This is a genomic window from Lacicoccus qingdaonensis (genome assembly GCF_900101075.1).
Classification (GTDB): Bacteria; Bacillota; Bacilli; order Staphylococcales; family Salinicoccaceae; genus Lacicoccus; species Lacicoccus qingdaonensis.
In genome coordinates, this window is the sequence record NZ_FNFY01000001.1 from 167008 (window position 1) to 182442 (window position 15435).

General features: G+C 45.8%; 13 protein-coding genes. All 13 read left to right on the plus strand.

The genetic code is table 11. The annotated features are described in order from the left end of the window. Positions 1 to 22: 22 nt before the first annotated feature. The 13 genes from frr to rbfA all read left to right on the plus strand — a co-directional run bounded on the left by frr (position 23) and on the right by rbfA (position 15427). Positions 23 to 580 (plus strand): ribosome recycling factor, encoded by a 558-nt coding sequence (frr, locus tag BLR15_RS00825; protein WP_092983708.1) that lies wholly within the window; start codon positions 23 to 25, stop codon positions 578 to 580. Between the two features lie 123 nt (positions 581 to 703). Next, positions 704 to 1450, plus strand: a complete 747-nt coding sequence (locus BLR15_RS00830) for an isoprenyl transferase (protein ID WP_092983709.1) — start codon at positions 704 to 706, stop codon at positions 1448 to 1450. 2 nt (positions 1451 to 1452) lie between these two features. After that, a complete protein-coding gene (locus BLR15_RS00835) occupies positions 1453 to 2247 on the plus strand; it encodes a phosphatidate cytidylyltransferase (protein WP_092983710.1) in 795 nt (264 codons plus the stop codon). 19 nt (positions 2248 to 2266) lie between these two features. Further along, entirely contained in the window at positions 2267 to 3391 is a 1125-nt protein-coding gene (gene dxr, locus BLR15_RS00840; protein WP_092983712.1) for a 1-deoxy-D-xylulose-5-phosphate reductoisomerase, read from the plus strand. Next, positions 3388 to 4686, plus strand: coding sequence for an RIP metalloprotease RseP (gene rseP, locus BLR15_RS00845; protein ID WP_331465661.1), 1299 nt, complete (start codon positions 3388 to 3390; stop codon positions 4684 to 4686). Before dxr ends, rseP begins: the two co-directional genes overlap by 4 nt. A gap of 11 nt (positions 4687 to 4697) precedes the next feature. Next, a complete protein-coding gene (locus BLR15_RS00850; RefSeq protein WP_092983716.1) occupies positions 4698 to 6389 on the plus strand; it encodes a proline--tRNA ligase in 1692 nt (563 codons plus the stop codon). 37 nt (positions 6390 to 6426) lie between these two features. Beyond that, the gene (locus tag BLR15_RS00855; RefSeq protein WP_092983718.1) at positions 6427 to 10707 is read left to right on the plus strand and encodes a PolC-type DNA polymerase III; all 4281 of its coding nucleotides are present in this window, start codon (positions 6427 to 6429) and stop codon (positions 10705 to 10707) included. A 117-nt stretch (positions 10708 to 10824) separates the two neighbouring features. Further along, on the plus strand, positions 10825 to 11292 hold the full coding sequence (rimP, locus tag BLR15_RS00860; RefSeq protein ID WP_092983720.1) for a ribosome maturation factor RimP: 468 nt from the start codon (positions 10825 to 10827) through the stop codon (positions 11290 to 11292). A gap of 16 nt (positions 11293 to 11308) precedes the next feature. Continuing rightward, positions 11309 to 12367, plus strand: a complete 1059-nt coding sequence (gene nusA / locus BLR15_RS00865; protein ID WP_092983722.1) for a transcription termination factor NusA — start codon at positions 11309 to 11311, stop codon at positions 12365 to 12367. Positions 12368 to 12393: 26 nt separating this feature from the next. After that, positions 12394 to 12678, plus strand: a complete 285-nt coding sequence (gene rnpM, locus BLR15_RS00870) for an RNase P modulator RnpM (protein WP_092983960.1) — start codon at positions 12394 to 12396, stop codon at positions 12676 to 12678. After that, positions 12675 to 12983: a L7Ae/L30e/S12e/Gadd45 family ribosomal protein gene (locus tag BLR15_RS00875; protein WP_092983724.1), complete on the plus strand. Its 309-nt coding sequence runs from the start codon at positions 12675 to 12677 to the stop codon at positions 12981 to 12983. Before rnpM ends, BLR15_RS00875 begins: the two co-directional genes overlap by 4 nt. A gap of 4 nt (positions 12984 to 12987) precedes the next feature. Beyond that, the gene (infB, locus tag BLR15_RS00880; protein WP_092983726.1) at positions 12988 to 15087 is read left to right on the plus strand and encodes a translation initiation factor IF-2; all 2100 of its coding nucleotides are present in this window, start codon (positions 12988 to 12990) and stop codon (positions 15085 to 15087) included. 4 nt (positions 15088 to 15091) lie between these two features. After that, positions 15092 to 15427, plus strand: a complete 336-nt coding sequence (gene rbfA / locus BLR15_RS00885) for a 30S ribosome-binding factor RbfA (protein WP_092983962.1) — start codon at positions 15092 to 15094, stop codon at positions 15425 to 15427. The last annotated feature ends 8 nt before the right edge of the window (positions 15428 to 15435 follow it).

Sequence of the window (15435 nt, forward strand, 5' to 3'; positions counted from 1 at the left end):
AAAATCAGTAGGAGAGAATCATATGAGTGATGCAATTTTAAAAGATGCTAAAAACAGGATGAACAAAACTGCGGAAAGTCTTCAGAGAGAACTTGCAGCCATCCGTACAGGTCATGCTAATGCAAATCTTTTGGAAAGAGTGACTGTCGATTACTACGGAGCACCGACGCCGGTCAACCAGCTTGCGACGATTGCTGTACCTGAGGCGAGAATGCTGACTGTCACCCCTTATGACAAAGGTTCGGTTGATGATGTGCTTAAGGCGATCCAGCAGGCTGATCTGGGCATCAACCCTACAAGTGACGGTACGATGATTCGTATCACGGTACCACAGCTTACAGAAGAACGACGCAAGGAATTTGTAAAGGATGCGAGAAAAGAAGGCGAAGATGCAAAGGTTTCTGTAAGAAACATCCGTCGTGAAGCAAATGACAAGCTGAAGAAACAGGAAAAAGACGGGGAAATTTCAGAAGATGAACTGCGCTCATATACAGATGATGTGCAAAAGATCACTGATGACTCGATTGCCAGGATTGATCAACTTTGCGATGAAAAAGAAAAAGATATTTTGGAAGTTTAGCCAAAAAAAGAGCAGGTTGAACCTGCTCTTTTTTTTGTGTCTGGAATTTATGGTACAATAAACTAATTGAGTCAACATAACTATATATGTATACTAATAAATATAATTCTTGTGGAGGATCATATGTTAGGTAGAAAAAAAGAAGCGGAACAGACGAAGGATTTACCTTTACATATAGCAATGATCATGGACGGCAACGGGCGATATGCAAAGCTGAAAAGACGTCCGCGAGTACATGGCCATTATGAAGGTATGCAAAATGTAAAACGTATCACGAGACATGCCTCTGATATCGGGATAAAATATTTAACACTGTATGCATTTTCAACTGAAAATTGGAACAGGCCGAGTGCCGAAGTGAGTTATTTGATGAAGCTTCCGGGTGACTTTCTTGGATCATTCCTGCCGGAACTGATTGAAAAAAATGTTAAGGTGACGACGATAGGCAATATGGATGATCTTCCGAAGCATACGATAAGAGCAGTCACAAAGGCTGTGGACGATACGAAGGACAACACCGGTCTCAATTTGATTTTTGCCCTGAATTACGGCGGCAGGGACGAATTGATACAGGCATTCAAAAGAATTCATGAAGATATCAATGATGAAAAGCTTCAGGCTGAAGAGGTCGATGATGCACTGATTCAGAAGTATCTTATGACATACAACATACCTGATCCTGAAATGATCATCAGGACAAGCGGTGAATACAGACTGAGCAATTTTCTATTATGGCAGTCTTCATACAGCGAACTGTTTTTTACGAATACATTATGGCCGGAGTTCGGGCCGGACGAGCTTGATGAACTGCTGATACAATACAGGAAAAGGGATAGACGTTTCGGCGGACTAAATGATAAGGAGGTTTAAAGATGAGGACAAGAACAATTACGGCGATTATTGCACTGATAATTTTCATACCGATTGTTGTCATCGGGTCTTTGCCGATGCTCATTGCAGTATACCTCCTTGCTCTTACCGCGCTTTATGAAATACTTAAGATGAACCGGATACATATATTTTCAATACCCGGAATACTGTCGCTGATCGCGTTATCCGTCGTGATAATGCCGAGGGCGGATTATTCCTATATAACAGTCATCACCGAAGCCCAGATCGATATGATCATCGTTATGGCGTTGTTGATGCTGAGCTTCACAGTCATCAGCAAAAACAGGTTTTCGTTCGTAGATATGGGATTCTGTGTACTTGCCGTCGCCTATATCGGCATCGGCTTCATGTACTTTTATGAAACGCGGGAATCAGGTCTCATATTCATATTATATGCTTTATTGATTGTCTGGATGACTGACACCGGAGCATACCTTGCAGGCAGAACTTTAGGCAGACGTAAATTATGGCCGCAGATCAGCCCCAACAAAACTGTTGAAGGTTTCGTCGGCGGCATTTTGTCGAGTGTGCTGCTTGCAGTGATATTCAGTTTATCCGGCATGATTGAAAATCTGCCGATCTACATGCTGATCATTTATACGATGATATTAAGCGGCGCAGGCCAGCTTGGTGATCTTGTGGAATCTGCCCTGAAGCGCCATTTTGATGTCAAGGATTCAGGCAGCCTGCTGCCCGGCCACGGCGGCGTGCTGGACCGCTTCGACAGCTTTATATTCGTCCTGCCGCTCATGAACATACTGCCGTTGGTGAGTTAATGATATTGGAGTGAAAATGATGAAAAGAATTTCAATTATGGGAGCGACGGGCTCCATCGGCACGCAGGCAATCGACGTCCTGAAAGACAACCGGGATCAATTTAAGCTCGTGAGCCTGTCTGCCGGCAGAAATATGGATAAATTACGTGAAATATTAAAAACTGTTGAACCGGAGATGGTATCTGTCATGGATGACGGCGACCGGAAGGCGCTCGCATCGGAATTTCCGGCAATTACGTTTGTCAGTGGTGAAAGCGGACTCGACGCAATTGCGGCTGACGACAGTGATATGCTGCTTACGGCAGTCATGGGCAGCGTCGGTCTCGCACCGACGTTGAAGGCGATTGAAAACGGCAAGGATATCGCACTTGCGAACAAAGAAACACTGGTCGCCGCCGGCGGCCTGGTGATGAATGCTGCAAAGAAGAATAATGTGAATATCATTCCCGTCGATTCAGAGCATTCGGCGATTTTTCAATGTCTCAGGGGAGAAAGACATTCCGAAATCAAGCAGCTGATCATTACGGCGAGCGGCGGCTCTTTCAGGGACCTGTCAAGAGCAGAACTGGATAATGTCACGCTGGCAGATGCGCTGAACCACCCGAACTGGGCGATGGGCAGGAAGATTACAATTGATTCTGCCACAATGATGAATAAAGGACTTGAGGTCATCGAAGCAAAATGGCTGTTTGATCTGGAAACAGATCAGATTACGACGCTGCTGCACAAGGAAAGCACCATCCATTCCATGGTCGAGTTTGTCGACAACAGCATCATCGCACAGCTCGGCAATTCGGATATGAAGCTGCCGATCCAATTTGCCTTCAGCCATCCTGACCGCCTGCCGATGGATAATCCGCTCGACATTAATGCACTCAGTCAGCTGAACTTCAAACCGATGGACTTCGAACGTTTCAAAATGTTGGAACTGGCTTATGAAGCGCTTAAAATCGGAGGAACGATGCCGGCTGTCATGAATGCTGCGAATGAGTATGCCGTTGACAGATTTTTAAAAGGAGAGATTTCTTTCCTTGATATAGAAAAGATAGTAGAATTACGTATGGAAGAACATGAAGTGATCGGTGAACCTGATCTGGAAACCATCCTTCATTATGATAAACTTTTTAAATCAAATATGAGGTGATAGATTTGACCGGCATTTTAGCTTTTATAGTAGTATTCGGTGTGCTGGTCACTGTTCACGAACTTGGCCACTTAATAGTTGCAAAACGTGCAGGTATAATGTGTCCCGAGTTTGCAATTGGAATGGGACCAAAGATTTTTTCCTATAAATTCAATGATACGGTTTATACGATACGCCTGCTCCCGGTCGGCGGCTATGTACGCATGGCCTCCAGTGATATGGAAATCAACCCCCTGAACCCCGGAATGCGTGTCCAGCTCAAATTGAATGACCTCGGTGAAATCACTCATATATTACTTGATGACAAACACAATTTTAACGATATTGAAGAGATAGAAATCGTCAACTCCGACATACAGGATGCGATGATCATCAATGCGATGCGTACATATGATAATGTTGAGACGTCATATAAGATTGCGCACGAAGCATATTATGTACAGGATTCGGAACTTGAGCGCATTGCGCCGAAGTCTGCAAGATTTGAATCGAAGTCTGTAATGGCAAGGTTCTGGACTTTATTTGCAGGACCGATGATGAACTTTGTTCTGGCTTTCGTTTTGTTTACATTACTATTTTATATTAACGGCAAACCGGTGGATGAACCTGTTGTCGGCATGGTTGCGGAAGATACACCCGCTGAAGAGGCTGGACTGGTGGAAGGCGACAGGCTGCTGACGATCAATGACACAGAAGTCGACAGCTGGGATCATATGTCCGCCATCATTCAGGAAGAAGGAGAAACGACGCTTGATATCGAAGTCGAGAATCCTGACAGCGGCGAAGTGAGAGACGTGGAAATGACGCCGGTGATCGATGCGACGGAATTACCTGACGGAGAGACGGTGGAACGTCTGATCATCGGTATCGGTGCAGCATATGAGCACGGTACGGTCGAACCGCTCTGGTGGGGTGTCCAGCAGACTTATGAAATGGGGACATTGATATTCGAACTTGTCGTCCAGCTTTTCATCAGCATTTTTGAAGGGACGTTTTCATTTGATATGCTGAACGGCCCTGTAGGCATATATAAGGTCACTGAAGAGGTGGCGGCCGAGGGGCTGCTTGTACTGATGAACTTTACTGCTGTGCTCAGCGTAAATCTCGGCATCATGAACCTGCTGCCTATTCCGGCACTTGACGGCGGACGGATTTTATTTGTCCTGTACGAAGGCATATTCAGAAAGCCGCTGAATAAGAAAGTGGAAATCAATATCCAGCTGCTCGGAGTTTTATTTTTACTGATCATAATGGTACTGGTTACATGGAATGACATAAAAACATTTTTCCTATAGGAGTGAGTTGAATGAGACAATCGCAGATGTTTATCCCGACTTTAAGAGAAACACCGCAGGATGCTGAAAGTCTTAGCCACCGTCTGATGCTGAAAGCGGGTATGATCAAGCAGATGGCGAGCGGTATATACACTTATTTACCGATTACAAAACTTGTATTGAATAATATCGAACAGATCGTCCGTGAAGAGATGAACAGGATCGGCGGAGTGGAAATCCACATGCCTGTCCTGCACCCGAAAGAGTTGTGGGAGGAGTCCGGCAGATGGGAGGCCTACGGCAGTGAACTCATGAGAATGAATGACCGCCACGACAGGGAGTTTGCTCTCGGGCCGACGCATGAGGAAATGATTGTCGCACTGCTCCGCGATGAGCTTAAAAGCTATAAAAAGCTGCCGCTCACCTTATTCCAGATACAGACCAAATTCAGGGACGAATTAAGACCGAGATACGGTCTGCTCCGCGGCAGGGAATTCATCATGAAAGATGCGTACTCGTTCCACACAAATGATGAGTCGCTGACTGAAACTTATGAAGATATGTACGATTCATATTCAAGGATATTCAAGCGCGTCGGCCTGAACTACCGTGCTGTTGAAGCGGATTCAGGCGCGATCGGCGGCAGCCATACACATGAGTTCATGGCGCTTGCCGATATCGGTGAAGATACGATTGCGTATACCGAAGAAAGCGACTATGCGGCGAACATCGAAAAGGCTGAGTGTCAGCCTGTTGAAAAGTCGACTGATGAAATGAAAGAAATGTCGAAAGTGGAAACACCTGGTGTCACATCATGCCAGTCTCTGGCCGACCACCTTGACATCCCGCTCGGGGAGACGACGAAGACGATGGTCATCAAGATAAACGGTGAGTTCATCATGATTCTCGTACGCGGCGACCAGGAACTGAATGATGTCAAAGTCAAAGCATTTTTCAATGCCGAAGAGGAAATTGAATTTGCGACTGAAGAAGAAATCATGCAGAATTTCAATGCGACCCCGGGGAGCCTCGGTCCTGTCGGCACGGATATTCCGGTCTATCTCGATTTTCAGGTGGATGCGATGGTGAACTACCCGACAGGTGCGAACGAGACGAATCAACACTTCATCAATGTCAATCATAACCGCGACTTTGAAGTGCGCGGCACCGGTGACTTCAGATTTATAAATGAAGGTGAAATGGCGATCGACGGCAGCGGCAGAGTGAAGTTCATGAAAGGTATCGAAGTTGGACAGGTATTCAAACTTGGCACGAAGTATTCTGAATCGATGGGGCTGAATGTCCTCGATGAAAACGGCCGCAGTGTGCCTGTAATGATGGGCTGTTACGGTGTTGGTGTTTCAAGGACACTGTCGGCAATCGTTGAAAGCCACCACGACGAGAGAGGCATCATCTGGCCGAAATCTGTGACTCCGTTTGATGTGCATATCGTCACCGCCAACAATAAAGATGAAACGATTTTGAATACCGCGGAAGAACTTTATGAAACACTGCAGAAGGAACATAAAGTTCTGTATGACGACCGCAAAGAAAGAGCCGGCGTCAAGTTTGCAGATTCCGATCTGATCGGACTGCCTTACAGAATCGTTGTCGGCCGCGGCGCCAAGGACGGCATGGTGGAAATCAAGAAACGTACCGACGAAAAATCTGTCGATGTAAACATTGCTGATGTTTTAAGCTTTATAGCAGAGGATTCGAAATAGCCCGACAATAGTGTTTAAAGTTCTAGGAGTGTTGTAAATGCAGGGGCATGAGCAATTTAAAATATTATTATCACAAGCAAAAATAGAAATGAATGAGCACCTCGCCAGCGGGGTGCTTAATAAGGTTATAGTGGATGATGACGAACGTCTTTTCCAGTTCCATATCCATTTTGATAAAGTCATCCCGGCATCTTTAAGACAGCTGCTGATCAGCAGCATTAAAAATGCTTTCTCAGAAATTGCGGATATCGAAGTAAAACTGTACAGTGAACATTTTTCGGATGATAATGTGATCGACTATCTGGAAGATATACTGTTATATTTGAACATTAACGACAATGTCAGATTCCAGCTGCTCAACTGTAAAAAAGAATACAGGGACGGCGTGTTGATCTTCAACGTTCAAAATGAAATTACGAGAGCGCATTTCAATAAGCATGTCAACGGCAATCTGAAAGCGGCATACCATGATTTCGGCATGCCGGTCGGTGATATAGAGTTTATCGTCGATGCGAATCTGGATGAGGAAAAGAGAAACAATCTTGAAAACCGACTGCAGGAAGAGCGGACCGAACTGGTACAGAATTTCATCAGCCAGCAGGAAGAGATCAAAGAGCAGCAGAATAATATGGAAGATCATGTAGAAAAACAAATCGGCAAGCATGTAACGTTCGACGGTGCGAGACCGCTCAGCAACATATTTGATGAAGAATATAATGTCAAAGTTGAAGGTGTCATCTTTGATAAGGATGTCAAAGTGCTCCGTACCGGCAGACAGATACTGAATATAAAAATTACGGATTACAGTGACTCGATCAGTGCGAAGATGTTTTCGAGAAATAATAAGAATGATGAAGCGGTATTCGGCGCACTCAGTGAAAATGACTGGGTCGTCATCGAAGGTCATGTCGAATATGATGATTTCGTCAAAGATCTGGTGCTGAACATCAAAAACCTGACGGCAGTCAAAAAGCCACCGAAGCGGGATGATATGGAAGAAAAGCGCGTTGAACTCCATCTTCATTCTGCAATGAGCCAGATGGACGGCCTGAACAATGTCGGTGAATTTGTCAAACGGGCGGGCGATTACGGCCATAAGGCAATCGCGATTACGGATCACAACAACGTCCAGGCATTCCCGGATGCATACTATGCGTCAGAGGACACAGGTGTGAAAGTGATCTACGGCATGGAAGGGCTGCTTGTGGATGACGGTGCCAAAATAGCATATAAACCTCAGGACATCGACCTTGAATCACATGAGTTCGTCGTCTTTGACGTGGAGACCACCGGTCTCTCCTCAAAATACGACAAAATCATCGAACTTGCGGGTGTCAAAGTGAAAGGCGGCGAAATCATCGACCGCTATGAGGCATTCAGCAACCCGAACGAACCGCTGACTGAAACAATCAAGGAAATTACAGGCATCACCGATGATATGCTCACCGATGCACCGCCGATCAGTGAAGTGATCACCGAGTTCAAAGAGTGGGTCGGCGATGCGATCTTTGTTGCACATAACGCAAGCTTCGACATGGGCTTCATAGAGGCCGCCTATCAGAAAGAAAATCTCGGAAGCTACGAGAATGGGGTCATCGATACGCTCGAGCTGTCGAGGACGGTAAATACTGACTTTAAAAAGCACGGCCTGAACATACTGGCGAAGAAATATAACGTTGAACTCACACAGCACCACCGAGCAATCTATGATGCGGAGGCGACGGCGTACATATTCATCAAGATGCTGTACCAGCTGAAACAGCTTAATGTCGTGAACCATAAGGATATCAACGACAGACTCATGACCCAGGATGCATATAAACGCTCGATGCCGAGCCATGTGACGCTGCTTGTGAAAACTCAGAAAGGTCTTAAGAATCTGTTCAAGATCGTGTCCTATTCACTGACCGACAACTTCTACAAAATGCCGAGAATACGCAAGGATGTCCTTGAGAAATACAGGGAAGGCATACTGGTCGGCAGTGCCTGCGACCAGGGTGAAGTATTTACTGCAATGATGCAGAAGCCTTATGAAGAGGCAAAGGATATCGCAGAATTTTATGATTATCTGGAAGTATTTCCGAAGGCGCTCTACAGAAGGCTCCTCGACCGTGAAATCGTCAGAAGTGAAGAGACACTGGAAGAGATCATCACGAACATCATCAAAGTCGGTGAAGAACTGGGTAAACCGGTTGCAGCGACCGGCAACGTCCACTATCTGGATGAATCGGATAAGCTGTGCCGAGAAATACTAGTCAAAAGTAACCCGGGCAACCCGCTCAGCCGGGGCATCCTGCCGGAAGCGCATTTCCGTTCCACGGCGGAAATGTATGAGGATTTCTCGTTTCTAGATGAAGAGACAAGAAGAAAGATCGTCATCGATACACCGAATGAAATTGCAGACAGCATCGATGTGGTCAAGCCGATCAAGGACGATCTGTTCACTCCGAATATCGATGGCGCCAATGATGAAATCAGGGATATGAGCTACAATAACGCGAGGAAGCTTTACGGCGAAGACCTGCCTGAGATTGTAGTGGAAAGAATAGAAAAAGAACTCGACAGCATCATTGGCAACGGCTTCAGTGTCATCTACCTCATCAGTCAGAAACTCGTCAAGCAGTCTCTTGATGACGGCTATCTGGTCGGTTCCCGCGGTTCCGTCGGTTCTAGTTTTGTAGCGACCATGACGGAAATAACGGAAGTGAATCCGCTGCCGCCGCACTATATCTGTCCCGACTGCAAAGAGACCACGTTCTTTACAGACGGCAGTGTGTCGTCGGGCTATGATCTGACTGACAAAGCATGTGATAAATGCGGCGCTCCGCTCATCAAGGAAGGCCAGGATATACCGTTCGAAACTTTCCTCGGATTCAAAGGCGACAAAGTGCCGGATATCGACTTGAACTTCAGCGGTGACTACCAGCCGAAAGCACATAACTACACGAAAGAACTGTTCGGTGAAGATTATGTATTCAGAGCGGGTACGATCGGCACCGTTGCCGAAAAAACGGCCTACGGTTATGTCAAAGGTTATATGAATGACCACGGCATCACTAAACGCGGTGCTGAAATCGACCGTCTGGTCAAAGGGTGCTCAGGCGTCAAGAGAACCACCGGTCAGCACCCGGGCGGCATCATCGTCGTGCCTGACGACATGGATATTTTCGACTTCACCCCGATACAGTTTCCGGCAGATGACATCGAAGCGGAATGGAAAACGACACACTTCGACTTCCATTCGATCGATAACAACCTGCTCAAGCTGGATATACTCGGACATGATGACCCGACGATGATCCGCATGCTCCAGGATCTTTCAGGCATCGACCCGACAACACTGCCGACAGATGATGAAGAGACGATGGAGCTGTTCAGTTCACCTGAAACGCTCGGCGTCACGGAAGATGAAATCGTCTGTAAAACAGGCACACTCGGCGTGCCGGAGTTCGGTACTGGGTTCGTCCGCCAGATGCTGGAAGATACAAAACCGTCGACGTTCAGTGAGCTTGTCCAGATTTCAGGACTTTCCCACGGAACGGACGTATGGCTGGGCAACGCCCAGGATCTGATCCGGAGCGGTACATGTGACTTATCAAACGTCATCGGATGCCGTGACGATATCATGGTTACTCTGATGTATAAGGGGCTCGAGCCGTCACTTGCCTTCAACATCATGGAGAAAGTGAGAAAAGGTAAAGGCCTGACTGAAGAACATGAAGCAGCGATGAGGGATAACGGTGTTGAAAACTGGTACATTGAATCATGTAAGAAAATAAAGTACATGTTCCCGAAAGCGCACGCTGCAGCCTATGTACTGATGGCTGTCCGTATCGCGTACTTCAAAGTACATTATCCGCTGTATTACTATGCGAGCTACTTTACAGTGCGCGCATCCGATTTTGACCTGCTTACGATGGTCAAGGATAAAACGACAATCCGTCACAGAATAAAAGAGATGAACAACAACTTCCATGAATTATCCAAAAAGGAAAAGGATACACTCGTCGTTCTGGAAATTGCGAATGAGATGGCTCACAGAGGCTTTAAGATGCATCCGGTGGATATTGAAAAGTCGGAGGCTTTTGAATTCAAGATTACCGAAGACGGTCTTATACCGCCGTTCATTGCGGTTCCTGGCCTCGGTGCGAACGTTGCAAAGCGTGTCGTTGAAACCCGCGAGGAAGAACCTTTCATTTCAAAAGAAGATCTGAACAAGCGCGGCGGAGTCGCTCAGAAGGTCGTCGAATATATGACAGAGCTCGGTACGCTTGAACACCTGCCGGATAAAGCACAGCTGTCAATATTCGATATATGATGAATTTGCATAACAATTTCAAATATGTTATTATATTAATGATATTAATACTCATTGCACATGGAGAAGAACGGGTCCGCCCGTTCTTTTCTTACGTTTAAAGGAGGCGATTTGAACATGAATCATATTGAACAAAAGGTTTTTGACAATGCTGCTCCATTAGTAGAGAAGCTGGATTTCAAATTGATCGAAGTAGCGTTCGTCAAAGAAGGCAAAGACCGCTTTCTAAGATTATATCTGGATAAAAAAGGCGGCATCACTTTAGAGGACTGTGCTGCTGCGAGTGAAGTGGTCAGCGAAAAACTGGATGAACTGGAAATTATCAAAGGTGCATACTTTCTGGATGTTTCCTCGCCGGGGGCCGAACGTCCGATAAAAAATGATGATGACCTGGAATTGACCATGGACAATGGCATCTATGTCAAGACCTACCAGCAGATCAACGGTGAAAAAGAATGGACGGGCGTATTGAAATCATACGATGAGGATACTGTCACGGTTGAATATAAAGACAAGGCCAAAAAGAAAACGATCTCTATTGAACGTAAAAAAATCGCTACTTTAAGAAAAGCAGTATTAATCTGATTGGAGGAGATAGGTTGTGAATCAAGAATTATTGAATGCCATGGACTACCTTGAAAAGGAAAAGAGCATTCCAAGAGAAATACTGATAGAAACAATCGAAGCAGCACTGCTTACTGCTTATAAAAAGAACTATACCCATCATAAAAATGTAAAAGTGGATTTAAATCTGACAAATGGCAGCTACCGTGTAATTTCAAGAAAAGATGTAGTGGAAGAAGTCGAGGACGAGACGGCGGAAGTCGATCTTGACACGGCACGCACAATCAACCCTGCATATGAAATCGGCGACCCTTACGATGAAGATGTCACGCCGAAAGACTTCAACCGTGTCGGTGCACAGGCTGCGAAGCAGGCAGTGATGCAGAGGCTGAGAGATGCGGAACGCGGCATCCTGTATGAAGAATTCGTCGACAAGGAAGATGAGGTCATGACCGGTCTGATCGACAGGGTCGACCACCGCTTTGTATATATACAGCTCGGCCGTACAGATGCTGTACTGAGTGAGTCGGAAAGAATACCGAACGAGGTATACCGCCCGAATGAACGTCTGAAGGTCTATGTAAATAAAGTCGAACAGACGACGAAAGGTCCTCAGATTTTTGTATCACGTACACATCCGAATCTGCTCAAACGCCTTTTTGAAAAAGAAGTACCTGAGATTTATGACGGTACAGTAGAAATCATGAGTGTTGCACGGGAAGCCGGCGAACGTTCCAAAATCAGCGTCCACGCTGAAAATACGGATGTCGATGCCGTCGGTTCATGTGTCGGTGCCAAGGGGGCAAGAGTCGAAGCGGTCGTAAACGAACTGTCCGGTGAAAAAATCGATATCGTCCTGTGGGATACGGATCCAAGAGTATTTGTAAGGAATGCACTGAGTCCTTCACAGGTCGTCGAAGTCCAGGTGGATGAAGAAAACCAGTCCACTGTAGTCATCGTCCCGGACAACCAATTATCGCTTGCAATCGGCAAGAAAGGCCAGAACGCAAGACTTGCTGCAAAATTGACCGGATGGAAAATCGATATAAAAAGTGAATCGGATGCTGTAGAAGAAGGCCTCGTTGAAGAAGAATAATAACATTAATTTTAATGGGTGATAACATGGCAAGAAAAGTTCCACTTAGGAAATGTATATTGACCAATGAAATGTATCCAAAAAAAGAACTGCTCCGCATCGTTGTAAATAAGGAGAACGAGATTTTCGTCGACCCGACAGGAAAGAAAAACGGGCGCGGCAGCTATGTCGTCAAAGATCTTGAAAAAGTTGAAACAGCCCGTGAGAAAAAGGTTCTTGAAAGAAAACTGGACCATTCAAGCGAGGAAATGGCACCTATATATGACGAGATCATCAGGCTCATATACAGAGAGGATATTCCAAAGCGATGAAAGATCCAATTCTGAACCTGCTCGGCCTGATCACTAAAGCCGGCAAACTCGTAAACGGTGAAGAACGCACTGTTGAAGCAATCAGGAACAAAAATGCCAAAGTCGTTTTCATCGCAGAAGACGCAGGAGCATCAACATTCAAAAAAGTGACTGATAAAGCTGCGTATTATGAAGTTTATTTAATAAAAAAATATAATAAAAGAGAACTGAGCCTGGCTACAGGAAGTGAAAACCGTGTAGTGCTGGCTGTCACAGATAAAGGTTTTGCCAATAAGTGCATCGACCTTTTTGAGAAAGGAAAGTGATTCAATGAGTAAAATCCGAATCCATGAATATGCCAAGAAAAATAATCTGACAAGTAAAGAAGTGATGGAATTCCTGCGTAAAGAAGGTATAGAGGTCAACAGCCATATGCGTTCTTTGGAAGACAATGAAATTCCTATGCTGGATAAGCACTTTAAAAAATCATCAGAAAATAAAAAAGCAGGCGCTGATAAAAAGCCCCAGCAAAATGCCCAGTCAGGCAGGAAACCTCAGAACAACAAACAGAAGAAAAATCAAAACAATAAAAATAATCAGCAGAAACAGAATCAGCAGAAGAACCAGCAGAAAGATTCAAAAAAGCAGGATTCGAAGGAACAACAGAAAGCTGCATCAGAACAAAAAGTGTTCACTTATGAAGAAGGCATAACAGTGGGCGAACTTGCAGAGAAAATCGGCGCGGATGCATCGACTGTAATCAAAGACCTTTTCATGCTGGGCATCGTTGCCAACATCAACCAGTCACTCGAGAAAGAATCTGTGGAAATCATTGCAGACAACTACGGCTTCACCGCCGAAGAGGAAGTCAATGAAGATGCGGCCGACCTCGAGAATTACTTTGAGCTGGACGAAGGTTCACTGACTGAGGAAAGACCGAGTGTCGTTACAATCATGGGGCACGTCGACCATGGTAAGACAACGCTTCTTGATTCAATCCGTGAAACGAAAGTGACTGCCGGCGAAGCGGGCGGGATCACCCAGCATATCGGTGCATACCAGATTGAATCGAATGGCAAGAAGATTACCTTTCTGGATACTCCGGGACACGCAGCATTCACAACGATGCGCGCCCGCGGTGCACAGGTCACTGATATTACGGTATTGGTCGTTGCAGCAGATGACGGCGTTATGCCCCAGACGATTGAAGCGCTCAACCACGCCAAGGCGGCGGGCGTGCCGATCATTGTCGCGGTCAACAAAATCGATAAACCGACAGCGAATCCTGACCGTGTAATGACTGAGCTTGGTGAACACGGACTGTACCCGGAAGACTGGGGCGGCGATACAATTTTCGTTCCACTTTCCGCTCTCAGCGGAGACGGCATCGAGGACCTGCTTGAAATGATCGGTCTTGTCGGTGAAATGCAGGAGCTGAAAACTCACAGCGACCGTCCGGCAGTCGGTACAGTCATTGAAGCTGAACTGGATAAGTCAAGAGGACCGGCTGCATCACTTCTTGTACAGCATGGTACTCTGAATGTCGGCGACTCACTTGTTGTCGGCAACACATACGGTAAAGTGCGTGCGATGGTCAACGACCTCGGCATGAGAATCAAGAGTGCAGGACCGTCGACACCTGTTGAAATAACAGGGCTGAACGAAGTGCCTCTTGCAGGTGACCGTTTTGTAGTGTTTTCAGACGACAAGAAAGCACGTTCAATCGGTGAATCCAGACAGAGCGAACAAATCATCCGCGACCGTGAACAGACACAGAAGGTCAGCCTTGATAATCTGTTTGAACAGATGAAAGAAGGAGAAATGAAAGACCTCAACATCATCATCAAAGGTGATGTACAGGGTTCTGTCGAAGCACTGAGTGCATCACTTTTGAAAATCGATGTCGAAGGCGTCAATGTACGCATCATCCACACTGGTGTGGGTTCCATCAACGAATCCGACGTCACGCTTGCGAATGCTTCCAATGCGATCATCATCGGCTTCAACGTACGTCCGGATACAAATGCCAAAAAAGCGGCGGAGCAGGAAAAAATCGATATGAGACTGCACCGTGTCATCTATAAAGTGATCGAAGAAATCGAACACGCGATGAAAGGCATGCTCGACCCTGAATATGAAGAGCAGGTCATCGGAAACGTCGAAGTCAGACAAATCTATAAAGTATCCAAAATTGGTACGATTGCAGGTTCATACGTCACTGACGGCAAAATCACCCGTGATTCAGGTGTTAGAATCATCAGAGAGGGTATAGTGATTTATGAAGGTGAACTGGATACGCTGAAAAGATATCAGGATGATGCCAAAGAAGTGGCCGCAGGCTACGAGTGCGGCATCACCATTAAAAACTTCAACGATATCAAAGAGGGCGACCAGATTGAACCTTATATCATGGTAGAGATTGAAAGGTGATCATATGTCTAACAGAAACGAAAGAGTTGCTGAAGAAGTAAAAAAAGTGGTCAGTGAAGCTTTGAGAACCACAGTGGACGACAGTGATATCGGCATGGTGACTGTGACAGAAGTCGAAGTGACCAAAGAACTTGAAACTGCAACGATCTACTACACTTCATTAAACGACAACAAAGAGCAGGTGGCAGAAGGGCTGAACCGGGCAAAAGGCCTGTTACGCTCTGAAGTGGCGAAGGAAATCCGCTTGAGAAAAGCACCGGAACTTGAATTCAAATATGACAGTTCCATTGAATACGGCAATAAGATCGAGTCACTGCTCAACGAAATTAAAGATAAATAAAAATAATG